The 14,377-nt window shown below is 31.6% G+C and carries 16 protein-coding genes; 11 read left to right on the top strand and 5 right to left on the bottom strand.

Annotation, left to right across the window (positions count from 1 at the left end):
* Positions 1-112: 112 nt before the first annotated feature.
* Together AC9UEH_RS03605 and AC9UEH_RS03600 are read right to left on the bottom strand one after the other, a co-directional pair.
* Positions 113-2,536, bottom strand: a complete 2,424-nt coding sequence (locus AC9UEH_RS03605) for a YfhO family protein (protein WP_509528478.1) — start codon at positions 2,534-2,536, stop codon at positions 113-115.
* Between the two features lie 78 nt (positions 2,537-2,614).
* A complete protein-coding gene (locus AC9UEH_RS03600; RefSeq protein WP_509528476.1) occupies positions 2,615-2,881 on the bottom strand; it encodes a DUF4834 family protein in 267 nt (88 codons plus the stop codon).
* A gap of 126 nt (positions 2,882-3,007) precedes the next feature.
* Between AC9UEH_RS03600 and AC9UEH_RS03595 the strand changes: the two genes are divergently transcribed.
* The gene (locus AC9UEH_RS03595) at positions 3,008-3,985 is read left to right on the top strand and encodes a transporter (protein ID WP_509528474.1); all 978 of its coding nucleotides are present in this window, start codon (positions 3,008-3,010) and stop codon (positions 3,983-3,985) included.
* Positions 3,986-3,988: 3 nt separating this feature from the next.
* Positions 3,989-5,113 carry a GTP cyclohydrolase gene (locus tag AC9UEH_RS03590; RefSeq protein ID WP_509528471.1) on the top strand — a complete coding sequence of 375 codons (1,125 nt, stop codon included), beginning with the start codon at positions 3,989-3,991 and terminating at the stop codon, positions 5,111-5,113.
* Positions 5,114-5,189: 76 nt separating this feature from the next.
* Here the strand turns inward: AC9UEH_RS03590 and AC9UEH_RS03585 are convergent, their stop codons facing one another.
* Positions 5,190-5,921, bottom strand: coding sequence for a biotin--[acetyl-CoA-carboxylase] ligase (locus AC9UEH_RS03585; protein ID WP_509528469.1), 732 nt, complete (start codon positions 5,919-5,921; stop codon positions 5,190-5,192).
* Between the two features lie 94 nt (positions 5,922-6,015).
* Between AC9UEH_RS03585 and rsfS the strand changes: the two genes are divergently transcribed.
* The 9 genes from rsfS (at position 6,016) to AC9UEH_RS03540 (ending at position 12,889) form a co-directional block, all read left to right on the top strand.
* Positions 6,016-6,387, top strand: coding sequence for a ribosome silencing factor (gene rsfS / locus AC9UEH_RS03580; RefSeq protein ID WP_509528467.1), 372 nt, complete (start codon positions 6,016-6,018; stop codon positions 6,385-6,387).
* A gap of 14 nt (positions 6,388-6,401) precedes the next feature.
* Entirely contained in the window at positions 6,402-8,333 is a 1,932-nt protein-coding gene (ftsH, locus tag AC9UEH_RS03575) for an ATP-dependent zinc metalloprotease FtsH (protein WP_509528465.1), read from the top strand.
* Between the two features lie 115 nt (positions 8,334-8,448).
* Positions 8,449-9,051: an LUD domain-containing protein gene (locus AC9UEH_RS03570; protein WP_509528463.1), complete on the top strand. Its 603-nt coding sequence runs from the start codon at positions 8,449-8,451 to the stop codon at positions 9,049-9,051.
* 1 nt (position 9,052) lies between these two features.
* Entirely contained in the window at positions 9,053-9,943 is an 891-nt protein-coding gene (locus AC9UEH_RS03565; protein WP_509528461.1) for a phosphatidate cytidylyltransferase, read from the top strand.
* A complete protein-coding gene (locus tag AC9UEH_RS03560) occupies positions 9,933-10,586 on the top strand; it encodes a phosphatidylserine decarboxylase family protein (RefSeq protein ID WP_509528459.1) in 654 nt (217 codons plus the stop codon). Before AC9UEH_RS03565 ends, AC9UEH_RS03560 begins: the two co-directional genes overlap by 11 nt.
* A complete protein-coding gene (locus tag AC9UEH_RS03555) occupies positions 10,586-10,855 on the top strand; it encodes an acyl-CoA-binding protein (RefSeq protein ID WP_509528457.1) in 270 nt (89 codons plus the stop codon). Before AC9UEH_RS03560 ends, AC9UEH_RS03555 begins: the two co-directional genes overlap by 1 nt.
* A 6-nt stretch (positions 10,856-10,861) precedes the next feature.
* Positions 10,862-11,635, top strand: coding sequence for a superoxide dismutase (locus AC9UEH_RS03550; RefSeq protein ID WP_509528455.1), 774 nt, complete (start codon positions 10,862-10,864; stop codon positions 11,633-11,635).
* Positions 11,636-11,682: 47 nt separating this feature from the next.
* Positions 11,683-12,183, top strand: coding sequence for a DUF6452 family protein (locus tag AC9UEH_RS03545; protein ID WP_509528453.1), 501 nt, complete (start codon positions 11,683-11,685; stop codon positions 12,181-12,183).
* The gene (locus AC9UEH_RS03540) at positions 12,155-12,889 is read left to right on the top strand and encodes a DUF6048 family protein (RefSeq protein WP_509528451.1); all 735 of its coding nucleotides are present in this window, start codon (positions 12,155-12,157) and stop codon (positions 12,887-12,889) included. Before AC9UEH_RS03545 ends, AC9UEH_RS03540 begins: the two co-directional genes overlap by 29 nt.
* On the opposite strand, the gene AC9UEH_RS03535 is transcribed toward AC9UEH_RS03540, so the two are convergent.
* Positions 12,890-13,126, bottom strand: coding sequence for a hypothetical protein (locus AC9UEH_RS03535; protein WP_509528448.1), 237 nt, complete (start codon positions 13,124-13,126; stop codon positions 12,890-12,892).
* A gap of 17 nt (positions 13,127-13,143) precedes the next feature.
* Complete coding sequence (locus AC9UEH_RS03530) at positions 13,144-14,316, bottom strand: THUMP domain-containing class I SAM-dependent RNA methyltransferase (RefSeq protein WP_509528446.1); 1,173 nt, start codon at positions 14,314-14,316, stop codon at positions 13,144-13,146.
* Positions 14,317-14,377: the final 61 nt, after the last annotated feature.

Below are 14,377 nucleotides of genomic sequence, written 5' to 3'. Positions count from 1 at the left end.
GAAGCCTTTTTTTTGGCTTCTTTTTTATTTACTTTTATCGGACAACAATGATTTTGAATATTAAAAATATATTATTTACTGGTAATTTTTATATCAAATTTACAAATAAATATTATACAACAAACTTTCCTTTTTTTATTTTCATATAAATACCACCAATTAATAACAACAACATCAAAATAGAACTTATCAAGGCGATTGTACTTCCTGTTTTAACAACTTGTGGCTCAAATTTGAATTCAATACTGTGTTTTCCAGAAGGAATTTCCATTGCACGAAGCGCATAATCCGCTCTAAAATAATCCGCTTTTTTACCATCAATATAGACATTCCAACCATCTGCGTAATACATTTCTGAGAAAACAGCCAATCCTGAATTAGGGTTGTTAGAAGTGTATTTTAAATGATTTGGTTTGTAGCTAATCAAAGTAATCATTGCCAAACTATCTTTTACAAAAGTGGTGTTTTTCAATTGTGTTCCAAATTCTTTTTGGTTTACAATCGCACCATTTTTGGTGTCTAAACTATCCAATGCTTTCATTTCTTCATCTGGTGAATTTACGAATTTCACTTTTTGAACAAACCAAGCATTTCCATTGGCATTTGGATTAGAAGTTGGAAATGCTGCACCAGTCGAATCTGTTTGAATAATGTATTTTGTATTCAACATATTCAAAACTTCGGTATTGTTTTTTGCAATTTGATAATCAAATAATTGCTGCATTCTACGAGGTTTAACCGCGCTGTAACCACCAATAGATTGATGAAAATAGGAAGTTCTTGCATTTGCCATATTTCCATTTACTTCAAAAACGCGGTAATGGGTAGAATCGCGAAGGATTTCTAAATCAGAAGCAGTGGGTTGAAAAGGAACGTCAACATCACTTGGATTTACAAAATTCTTAGCATTCAAATAATTTTTATCAATAAAAAACAAGTCAGAAATCATTATGAAACCTACCAAAATAATTGCAGTGTTTTTAGCCAATTTGTTTTTTATGAAAAACCATAAAATTCCAAAAGCAACCAAGACTAAAAACCCAGAACGCAATAAATCAGCAGAATACAAACTTTTTCTATCTTCTTTTAAAGCATCAATAAATTCAGGACCATAATTTTGTAAAAAATAAGCATCACTTCCACCCGAGAAATTAAACTGACTTTTAATTACTAATAAAAATGCTATTATTCCGATAAAAACGCCACCAGAAGTATATAAACCTTTCAATTGTTGGTCTTTTTCTTCTTTAAAAAAGGATTGTAATCCCATAATTGCCAGAACCGGAATACACAATTCTAACACCACTTGAATGGAAGAAACAGCTCTAAATTTGTTATACATTGGAACAAAATCAATAAAGAAATCGGTCAAAATCGGGAAGTTTTTACCCCAAGAAAGTACTAAAGAAACCAAAGCTCCCGCAACAAAAATATACTTTATTTTGCGTTTATCCATAAATAAAGCCAACAAGCAAAGGAAGAAAACTACGGCTCCAATATAGGCAGGCGCTGCAACAATAGGTTGGTCTCCCCAATAAGCAGGCATACTCGAAACGAAATCTTTCGCTTGGTCTTCAGGAACACTTTTGCCAATTAAGAATTCATACATATTCGTATTTGTTCCAATATTTTCTCCATTAGAACCCCCAAAAATTCGAGGGGAAATCAAGTTGAAACTTTCCGCAATTCCGTAGCTGTATTCGGTAATATATTCGTGTGACATTGCATTATCAGAAACGCTTTTGGAACCATCAGGGCTGTAGGTTAATTCACTTTTATTTCGAGTGCTGTATTTTGCATATTCGGCTGTAGCCAATAAATTAGTAGCATTCGCACCAATGGCTAAAATTCCTGCAATTGCAAAAACTCCCAATGAATAAAATAAGGTCTTGAAATCCTTTTCTTTGGCATAATTATAAATGTAATAAAACGAAATTATTAGAATTAAAAACAATAAATAATAAGTCATTTGAAAGTGATTGGCATTCAATTCCAAGGCTGCGGCAATCATTGTAAGCAAACCGCCAACAAGAAATCTACGTTGGAAAACCAAAAGAACTCCAGCAACAACTAACGGCATATACGCAATAGCGTGGGCTTTTGCATTATGACCAACACCTAGAATAATTATCAAATAGGTTGAAAAACCAAAGGCCAAAGCACCAAAAAAAGCTTTCAAAGGATCTGCTTTTAAGACTAATAACAAGACATAAAACCCTAAGAAATAAAGAAATAAGTAATCGGCTGGTCTTGGCAAAAATCGTAAAGTAGCATCAAATTTATTAATATATTCGTGCGGATAATTAGCCCCCAATTGATACGTTGGCATTCCTCCAAAAGCAGAGTTAGTCCAATACGGTTCTGCATTTTCAGTAGCTCGGAAGTCATTTTGCTCCTTTGCCATTCCTGTATATTGAGCAATATCGGATTGCGCAATTTTCTTGCCTTGAAGAACTGGATAAAAATATAATAGGGAAATTAAAATAAAACCAAAAACGGCAATTGCGTGAGGATAAATTCTTTCTAATCTTTTCATTTTTTATTTTTAGATGACTGTAAAAGTAAAAAATAAATTAAACAAATCTGAATTTAAAAAAGCAAATACATCCAGTGACTATTCTATTTCTTCAAAATCAACATATTCGCCTACTTTTTTAGTTTCACGAGGTTTTGAAGCTGTTGAAGTATTGGAAACTTTTTCCTCTTGATTGTTAGGATTTTGTTGGTTTTGATATTGTTGTTGGAAATTTTGACCTGCTTTTTCAACTACTTTTTTCACCATTATTGGCAAAAGTAAACGCGCCAAAAACTTGAAAACATAATAAAACATTAATAGGTAGCAAATAGTTTCAATAAAACCTGAAAAAGAAGCCGTTTCCATAATCAAAATAATTTATGCAAAAATAATAAATCAATTTACAAATTACGCAAGAATTTTAAAATATGATTCTTAAATAAATAATAAATTATGGTACATTTGAATTGAAATAAATCTAAACCCAAAATTATGACCCAAGGCAATGCTTTTTTTCTAATAGTAGTATTATTTACAACATCAATACTTAATGCGCAATATACAGATGTAATCAATTCCAATCGTCCAGGAAAATCTATGGCAGCATTTTCAGTAGGGAAAACAGTAATTCAAGCTGAAATGGGTTTTTACGGAAGTACCGAAAAACACGACCTTTTGGGTTACGAAGCGAGAGGAATTGGGACTGATTTAAACCTTCGTTACGGTACTTTTTTGGAACAATTAGAATTCAATCTCGATTTGCAATATCAAAATGATACCTACAAGACTGATTTTGAAAATTATAGAAGAAAAGCCTTCAAACAATCAACTTTTGGTGCGAAATACCTGATTTATGACCCAAACAAAAACTATGAAGCAAAAGTTGATTTATTAAGTTGGAAAGCCAATCATAAATTCAAATTCAGAACCTTACTTCCTGCAGTTGGAATTTATGCAGGCATGAATCTCAATCTATCTAACAATGAATTTTCATTTCCTACAGACCCAAAAATTAGTCCAAAAGCAATGTTGATTACTCAAAATCAACTAGGAAGATCGGTAATTATAACTAATATTATTGCAGACAAAATAGGAACTGAATTTCCGTCCTATGGATATATCGCAACACTTACTCATGGTTTCAATCCAGAATGGATAGGTTTTTTAGAAACACAAGGGTACATAAGCAATTTTTATGCAGATAATGTAGTACGAGGTGGGGCAGCCTATTTAATTCAAGAAAATATTCAAATTGATGCCAACTTAGCAGTGAATTTCAAAAACACTCCTTCCCTTTTTGTAGCTGGAATTGGAATTTCTTGGCGTTTTGATGAAAATTATAATGAAGTAATGCTGAGAACTCCTAAATCAAAATCTGAAAAAGATAAAAAAGGAAAGGGCAAAAAAGAGAAAGATAAAGATAAAAGCAAAAAACGAGTTGATGAAGTTCCAGCTTCAAAAGGCAAATAAAATATGATTACAATAAAAGAAGCGATTACAAAAAAAGAGCTAACAGAATATATAAAATTCCCGTTTTCATTATATAAAAACAATGAATTTTGGGTACCGCCAATTATTGCCGATGAATTAGAATCATTTGATAAAACCAAAAATCCAGCTTTTGAGAACGCAGAAGCCTCCTTTTATTTGGCGTATAAAAACAATGAAATAGTAGGGCGAATTGCCGCTATAATTAATTGGAGCGAGGTCAATGACCAACAAAAAAAGAAAGTCCGTTTTGGTTGGTTTGATGTAATTGACGATATTAAAGTTACCAAAGCACTTCTTGAAAAAGTATCTGAATTAGGACGAAAATACAATTTGGAACATGTGGAAGGCCCAATGGGATTTTCCAATTTAGATAAAGTTGGCGTGCTTACAGAAGGTTTCGACCAATTAGGAACTATGATTACGTGGTACAATCATCCCTATTATGCGACTCATTTTGAGCAATTGGGATACGTTACCGAAAAGGAATATTTAGAAAACAAATTCCCTTTCGAAAATGTAAAATTGGAGTATTTCGACAAAGCACAGGAATTAATAAAAAGACGGTACCAACTCAAAGCGCTCAATTTCAAAAAAACCAAAGATGTCATGCCGTATGTGGATAAAATGTTCGATTTATTCAATGCTTCGTATGTCAGCTTATCTTCATTTGTGTCGATTTCTGATATTCAAAAAGAGTATTTCAAGAAAAAGTATATCAGTTTTATAAACCCCGAATACATCAAATTTGTAGAAGATAAAGATGGAAATTTGGTTGCTTTTGCCATTGTAATGCCCAGTTTTTCTAAAGCCTTGCAAAAAGCAAATGGTAAATTATTCCCTTTTGGATTCCTTCATTTACTAAATGCTCGAAACCATAGCAAAGATGTGACTTTTTATCTTATCGGCGTGCATCCCGACTATCAAAATAAAGGCGTTCACGCAATAATTTTCAAAGAATACCATACTACTTTTACTGAAAAAGGAATTCAAAATTGCATCCGAACACCAGAATTAGCCGACAATCATGCCATTCATTTACTTTGGAAAAACTTCGACCCCAAAATCATTTGCCGAAGAAAAACGTTCAGAAAAGAATTAGGAAATTAAAATATATTAACCCGAGGCTGATCCTAAAGGAATTCTTTTGATTAAAAAAGATGCTGATTTTAATTTAAAGGTTTTATCAATACAACATTTGAATTTCTTTAATTCCAAAAGTTTCGACGACATCATTTTCTAATAAAACAGCCAATTGCCCAAAAGAATTCACATTTTGAATTATTCCCATAAACTTTTCATTTTTGGAATTGCAAAAAGGCATTGGAACCCCTTTTTTGAAAAGTTTTTGATTGTATTCCAACCATAAATAGGATACTAAACCATTTTTCAAAACAGAAACATTTATTTTTATTGCATCAATAATTTTGAAAAGTAGTATTTCTTTATCAAATTCAGAACCCATTACAACCGCTAAAGAAGTTGCTTTTGGAAGTCCATCAAAATTAATTTGGTTCACATTTAGACCAAATCCAATGATAGAAACAATTTCACTATTATTTTTAATAGTGTTTTCAATCAAAATGCCCGCAATTTTTTTATTATCTGACAATATGTCGTTTGGCCATTTTATAGCTAAATTTGGAATGTTATAGGTTTCTAATGTCGAAAGAATAGCAACTGCAATAGCAACATTAAGATCAAAAATTTCAGTATTGTTTTTTAAAACATCTTTTATTAAGACGCTAACAATAAGGTTCTTACCAATTTCAGAATCCCACTTCGCCCCCATTTGACCTTTGCCATTGGTTTGATTTTCGGCTGAAACAACGGTAAAATTTTCTAGCATTTCTTTGCCTAACAAAGCCTTTAGGAAATCGTTCGTAGAATCTATGGCATCGAGTTTGATTAATTTCATATAATTAAAAGAGTGCTACAGTATTTAAACTTGTGTTAAGGTTCAAAATTAAGCACAAAAAATGGTAACTTTGCAAAAAATATAAAAATTTTAAATGGCTAAAAAAAACAATAGCAATGATGTTTTACTAACAAACATTATTAAGGGAATAGAAGAAGTAAAAGGAAATGATATTGACATTTTAGATTTGAGAGATATTGATAATTCAGCCTGTGATTATTTTGTTATTTGTAATGGTAATTCAAATACTCAGGTAAATGCAATTGTGAATTCTGTTCAAAAAACGGTTTCAAAAGAAATAAAAGATAAGCCTTGGCACGTGGAAGGAATGGAAAATGCAGAATGGGTTTTGATGGATTATGTGAATATTGTAGTTCACGTATTTCAAAAAAACATCAGAGAATATTACAACATCGAAAGCCTTTGGGGCGATGCAAAAATTACAACAATTGCTAATAAATACTAAAGATTTTATATTAAATGGCTACAGAAAACAATCAAAACCCTAAAAAAATTAAAATCAATCCTTGGTTGATTTATGGTGCAGTTGCATTGATTTTTTTATTCATAAGTTTCATGACTGGAGGTTCTAGCTTTGAAGAACCGCTAAAAACATCTTCATCAAAATTCAACGAATACCTTGAAAAAAGTCAAGTTGAAAAGGTAATTGTTTATAACAAAACGGAAGCCGATGTTTTTCTAACAGCTTCGGCATTAAAAGAACCAATTCACAAGGCTGTTGCAAAAGATTTATTAAACAGGCCCAATAAAGGACCTCATTATACATTTGATATTGGAAATGATCAAATATTCCAAAATAAGTTGGAAGCCGCAGTAAAAGCAGGACAATTGAAAGAATACAGCTTCTTGCCTAAAAGCAATTGGAGTGAACTTTTACAAATGATTCTTCCCTTTGTCCTTATATTAGGACTATGGATTTTCATCATGAGAAGAATGAATGGAGGCGCAGGCGGCGGAGCTGGGGGTCAAATTTTCAATATTGGAAAATCGAAAGCCAAACTATTTGATGAAAAAACAGATATTAAAACTACTTTCAAAGACGTAGCAGGACTTGAAGGAGCTAAAGAAGAAATACAAGAAATTGTTGAATTCTTGAAAAATCCTGAAAAATATACCAATCTTGGTGGTAAAATTCCAAAAGGAGCTTTGTTAGTTGGTCCTCCAGGAACTGGAAAAACATTATTGGCTAAAGCGGTGGCTGGAGAAGCACAAGTTCCATTTTTCTCTTTATCTGGTTCAGATTTTGTGGAAATGTTTGTTGGTGTTGGAGCTTCAAGAGTTCGTGATTTATTCAAACAAGCGAAAGAAAAGTCACCTGCAATTATCTTTATTGATGAAATTGATGCTGTTGGTAGAGCCCGTGGAAAAAGCAACATGTCTGGAGGAAATGACGAACGTGAAAACACACTAAACCAGTTACTTACAGAAATGGATGGTTTTGGAACCAATTCAAATGTAATTGTATTAGCCGCAACCAACAGAGCTGATGTTTTGGATAAAGCATTGATGCGTGCGGGTCGTTTTGACAGACAAATATTTGTTGATTTACCAGATGTTCGTGAAAGAAAAGAAATTTTTGATGTTCACCTTGCACCTTTGAAAAAAGTAGAAGGATTAGATACAGATTTTTTAGCAAAACAAACCCCCGGATTTTCAGGAGCTGATATTGCAAATGTATGTAATGAAGCTGCTTTAATTGCTGCAAGACACAACAAAACTGCTGTTGACAAACAAGATTTTCTTGATGCTGTTGATAGAATTGTAGGTGGATTAGAAAAGAAAAACAAAATTGTAACCCCTGAAGAAAAAAGAGCAATTGCTGTTCATGAAGCCGGACACGCAACGGTAAGTTGGATGCTTGAACACGCAGCTCCACTAATAAAAGTGACTATTGTTCCTCGCGGACAAAGTTTAGGAGCAGCTTGGTATTTACCTGAAGAACGATTGATTGTTCGTCCAGATCAAATGCTTGATGAAATGTGTGCAACAATGGGCGGAAGAGCTGCTGAAAGAGTCGTTTTTGATAAAATTTCTACTGGTGCTTTGAGTGATTTGGAAAAAGTTACAAAACAAGCTAGAGCAATGGTTACGGTTTATGGATTGAATGATAAAATTGGTAATATTACTTATTATGATTCGTCAGGGCAAAGTGAATATAACTTTTCAAAACCATATTCTGAAGATACTGCAATGATAATTGACAAAGAAATTTCATTGTTGATTGAAGGACAATACCAAAGAGCGATTCAAATTCTTAATGAAAATAAAGACAAACTGAATTTATTAGCCGATATATTAATTGAGAAAGAGGTTATTTTCAAGGACGATTTAGAAGCTATTTTTGGAAAAAGAAGCTTTGATAAAAATTTAATGGAAGAAACTTCGCTTTAAAATAGAATATTTATTACTTTTTTTAAAAAAATCTTAATTCAAAAATGCTTTTGAATTAAGATTTTTTTATCTTTGGATGTTTTGTATAAACAAACTAAATATTTTAAGTAATAGTATGAGTCTTTTTAGAAAATTTTTTGGTTCTGGTGAGGAATCCTCTGAAGAGGAAAGCCACAGTGAATTCAACCGTTCAGCAACAGACTTATCATTACCAGTTGATGAAAGATTTACATTTAACTTCAAAAAAAATGGAGGTAAATTTTTATACTGTGAAAATCTTGGGGAAGTTAAAGAACACTTTGAAAATATTTTAGAAGAAAACGATTGGTTTGAATCTGAAGTTTTATGTTTTGATCCCGGTTTGTACAGTATGTTAGATGATAATAAACTAACGTATGAAAAACCATTAAATCCTAAATTCCTTCTAGCTACTTGCGAAAATTTAATTGCTGAAGAAGGTTCAATCTTGTTTTCTTCAAATCAAATTAAGCAAAAAAAACCAAATGAATTACCTACTAACATAATTATTTTCGCAAAAACAAGTCAAATTGTTGAAAGTACTAGTGATGGACTACGAATGATTAAGAAGAAATATGAAAAAAATTACCCTACAAATATCACTACTATAAAATATTTTGAAAAAGTTAAAGAAGATGACTTTTTACACTACGGAAGTTCTGCTAAAAATTTATATTTATTGCTTTTAGAGGATTTATAAGATGAATGAAACTCTAAAAAGGGCCGTTTCAGGGTCTATTTATATCATTTTGTTACTTACTTCGATTCTGTATTCTACAGAAAGTTTTTTTGTGTTATTTGGGATATTTTTAACAATTACTATATATGAATTTTGCAATTTAGTTCAAATAAATAAAGTTTTCCCTATTCTTTTTGGTAATATCTTTTATACTTCAGTGACTTTAATTAGCCATTATAATTTAGTAGTTTCAAAAACTATAAATGAAATATTTAAAACTAATATTTCTTTTACAGTAAATATAGAACTACTAGATATAGTTTTATTAAGTATAGCAATCATAGTATCTATCAAATGTATCTTTTTTTTGTTGTATGATAAAATTCAAAAAGTAAGTGTTTCATCTAAATATATCTACTTATTAGGTTACATTATTCTACCATTTATTTTTATCACTAAAATTTCTTTCGGTGTAAAAGACTATAACCCAAAAATTATTATTGGACTCTTTATATTGATTTGGACTAATGATACTTTTGCATATATAGTAGGCAAATCGATAGGGAAAAATAAACTGTTTGAAAGAATATCGCCAAAAAAAACTATAGAAGGGTTCTTTGGAGGAATCATTTTTGCAATATTTGCAGGCTATTTAATATCAAAATATTACATTAAAGCTACCTCTCAATTTAGTGGAAAATCAATCTTAATTTGGACTATAATTTCAATTTTAGTTGGGATTATGGGAACAATTGGAGATTTAATTGAATCTAAGTTTAAAAGAATTGCTGGCGTAAAAGACAGCGGAAAAATAATGCCCGGGCATGGAGGGATTCTAGATCGACTAGATAGTGTTATATTTGTAGCGCCATTTGTATTTTTATTTTATAAAATTTTGAATTATGTTTCATAAAGAAGGAGGGAAAATTATCTTAATTGCAACTACACTAACGGTTGCGTTTTTATTATTAGCAGACACATTTATTGCAACTATTTGGTTGCAGAAAGCAGTAGAGATTACGATATTGTTGTTTTTACTTTTGATTTTACAATTTTTCAGAAATCCTGAAAGAACAGTTGAGATTAATGACAATAATATTATTGCGCCAGTTGACGGAAAAGTTGTTGTGATTGAAGAGGTATTTGAAGGGGAATATTTTAAAGATAAAAGGCTTCAAGTTTCTATTTTTATGTCACCTATAAATGTGCATGTAACAAGATATGCTTTGAATGGAGAAGTGAAATTTAGCAAATACCATCCGGGTAAATTTCTGGTTGCTTGGCATCCAAAGTCAAGTGAAGAAAATGAAAGAACTACGGTTGTTATTGAAAACCGTGTATTTGGAGAGGTTTTGTACCGACAAATAGCAGGTGCATTGGCAAGAAGAATTGTAAATTACGCTGAAGAAGGAATGCAAGTAATTCAAGGTACGGATGCTGGTTTTATTAAATTTGGTTCAAGAGTAGATTTGTTCTTGCCATTAGGTACCCAAATTAATGTAAAATTGAATGATAAAGCAATTGGAGGGAAAACAATAATTGCGATAAAATCGTAATGAAACAAAAAGATTTAGATACAAGATTTGCGGAAGCCGTTGAAATTGCTTCTACTATGGTACAGGAATCATTGCCTCAAGATGTGCAATTACGGCTGTATGCCTATTATAAACAAGCAACTTTCGGCACTCTTAATAGTAATCAAAATTCAAATTTTGATTTGAGAAATGCGTTCAAAACCAATGCATGGATGCAAATAAGTCATTTATCTATGGATGAAGCTAAGGAACTTTATATCGAAAATATAATGTCATTATATAAAAAATAACCAATCATGAAAAAGGCAAATTTATATTTATTGTGTTTTTCTATATATTTAGTAATAGTATCGTGTAATAATAAAAAACTTACAGAGGTAGTTGAAGTACCACTTCCTTCTGCCGTAGAAAAATACACGATAGGATCTCCTGACGATATTGAGGCGGAAAAAGGAACGTTTGAATTAGTCAAATTACCTTACAAGTATGATGCTGTTTCCCCTGAAATTGATGCGAGAACGATGGAACTTCATTATTCTAAACATTATCTTGCCTATGCAAATAGCTTAAATAAAGCTATAAAAAATACTGATTTTGAAAGATTAACTATTGATGAAATTTTATCAAAATCTGTAGCAGACAGTTTGAATTTAAGAAATAATGCCGGTGGATATTACAACCACAGTTTGTTTTTTGAATGTATAGGACCAAAAGCAGGCGGACTACCAAAAGATACTTTGGCGATTGCCATTACTAAAGATTTTGGCTCTTTTGAAGGCCTTAAAAATCAATTTAAAAATGCTGCCAACAAACAATTTGGTTCTGGTTGGGCTTGGTTAATAGTCGATAAAACTGGAAAACTACAAATTACAACCACAACCAATCAAGACAATCCTTTGATGCCAAAAGCTATCGTTTCTGGAACTCCAATATTAGCGTTAGATGTTTGGGAACATGCGTATTATTTGGAATATCAAAATAAAAGAAAAAATTATATCGATGCTTTTTTTAATATTATAAATTGGAAAGTCGTTGGAGAAAAATATGAAAAAGCTATAAAAAAAGAATAGCTAATTTTGAAATTTATGTATTTTAAACCCATTAGAACCCGCCAATAATGAAAAAAATATTCCCAGTTTTACTTTTATTATTAATAACTTTCTCCAGCTGCGAGAAGGATGATATTTGTGATGCAGCAACGGCCACAACACCAAAATTAATAATAGAATTTTACGATATTTTAAATCCAACAGTTTTAAAAAACGTAACCAATTTAGCAGTTAAAGAATTTGGAAGTACTACTGTTCTTGGTTTTGCAAGTGCAAGTAAAATCCAATTGCCATTAAAAACCAATGAAGATATAACTAAATATAGTTTGATTTTGAATAGCACAGATGTAACTATTGCAAATGAAGATTTTTTGCAATTCAATTACACTCGACAAAATATTTTTGTGTCGAGAGCTTGTGGCTATAAAACTATTTTCACATTAGACCCAATAACTCCATATATTAAAACTGATATGTCATCTCCAAATGGATATTGGATTCGAAATATAACTGTTGCAACCTCAAACATAACAACTGAAAATGAAACACACATCAAAATTTACTTTTAGTATTGCACTAATTTTGCTGTCGTTTTTAGTAAATGCACAACAGAAAAAAACAGACAGTATTCCTCCAAAAATTGAACGATTCGGAATTCGAGTTGGCGCCGATTTATTCAAATTAACTCGTTCTTTTTATGATAAAAATTACAAAGGAATTGAATTTGTTGGGGATTACCGACTCACGAAAAACTACTATTTGGCAGCCGAATTAGGAAATGAGAACAAAACTACCGACGATGATAGATTGAATACCACCGCAAAAGGCACCTATATTAAAGCTGGTTTTGATTATAATTCCTACGAAAATTGGTTGGATATGAGAAATATGGTTTTTATTGGGTTGCGTTACGGTGCAAGTACGTTCAGCCAGCAACTCAATAGCTATAAATTATACAATACTTCAACTTATTTTCCTGAAGCGCCAACAGTTGTTTCTGGAGAAACATTCAACGGATTATCAGCACAATGGTTTGAAGTTGTGGTTGGAATGAAAGCCGAAGTTTTGAAAAATATCTATGTTGGTTTCAGCGTTAGAATGAATAAAATACTTTCAAATACCAAGCCTGAAAACTTCGATAATTTATATATTCCAGGTTTTAATAGAACCTATAATGGCGATTTTGGTGTAGGTTTTAACTATACTGTTTCCTACTTTTTACCGCTATATAAAACAAAATCTTCACCGAAAAAACTGGTAAAAAAAAATAAATAGTTACTTGATTTTTTTAATTCCTTTGATAAACATCCATTTCATAAACAACTTTTCCCCGTCATTTGTTTTTACCGCTTGAAATTTAGGAGCCAAAAGTGTTCCTACTGCAAATGCCGTAAATGGAATCCAAAGTCCAGTTAAGTAAGTGTAACGTTCAATTAAATAGCGTCCCAAAATAAACAAAGTTGCAAAACACAACAATTGAAAAACAAACGCTTTTACTTGTAATTTTGTCATAATTCTTAAATTTAATATTATTCTGTAGGATTTTCTACCACTTGAAATTTCGTTCTTTTGCTACCTTCATACATTTCGTATTTTACCAAACGAGCTTCAATACTTGCATTGAAAAGTTTGATTTTTCGAGATGGTTTTAATCCAACATATTTCAAAGCTTCTAAATTTCCTGTAATGAACCATGCATTGGTACCAGGATAATTTTTCTTTAAAGTATCGCCAATATTTTTGTAAAATTCTTCCATATGAATGTCCAAACGCTCATCATAAGGCGGATTAAAAACGATATGCAATTTTCCTTCTGATGTTTTTTCAGTGTCAAAAAAATTGCGTTCTTCAATATTGATATATTCGTCTAAATTGGCGTTTTTAATATTGTCTTTTGCTTTATTTACGGCACTTGGTGCTTTGTCAAAACCTTTTATTGAATAATGAAATTCACGAACTCTTTTCATTAATGATTCCAAAATTGAATCAAATAAATCATTATCCCAATCGTTCCATTTCTCAAATGCAAACTCTTTTCTATTAATATTAGCTGGAATATTACAAGCAATCATCGCTGCTTCAGCAAGAAAAGTTCCCGATCCACACATAGGATCTAAGAAATCAGTTTGACCATCCCAACCAGAAAGCATTAAAATTCCCGCAGCCAAAACTTCATTTATAGGAGCAATATTGGTCGCCGTTCTGTAACCTCGTTGGTGTAATGAATTTCCAGAAGTATCTAAGGCAATTGAAACTTGGTCTTTATCAATATGAATATTAATTCTTAAATCAGGATGAATTTTATCAATACTTGGGCGTTGTCCCGTTCTATCTCTAAATTGATCCACAATAGCGTCCTTACATTTTTGTGAAACAAATTCCGAATGATTAAAATTATCAGAATGTACCGTTGCATCAATCACAAAAGTTTGGTTTGCACCAATAAATTTGGACCAATTAACACCTTGAACACCTTTATATAAATTTTGTTCGTTCGTAGCTTTGAAAAAATAAATTGGTTTTAATACCTTTAAAGCAGTTCTCAAAGATAGGTTTGCTTTGTACATAAAACCCTTGTCTCCTTTGAAACTAACCATTCTCACACCCTGTTCTACCTCTTGCGCACCAAGCATTTTCAACTCATTTGCTAAGATTTCTTCAAAACCAAAAAAAGTTTTGGCAATCATTTTAAAATTTTCCATACCTCACTAACCCCCAAAGGGTCAATTGTTATCGTTATATTTGGCAAAAATAGTCTAAATT

This window comes from Flavobacterium sp., assembly GCF_040402835.1.
In the GTDB taxonomy this organism is placed as follows: Bacteria; Bacteroidota; Bacteroidia; order Flavobacteriales; family Flavobacteriaceae; genus Flavobacterium.
The sequence above is the reverse complement of the archived record's forward strand: the minus strand, read 5'-3'. Positions and strand labels throughout refer to the sequence as shown.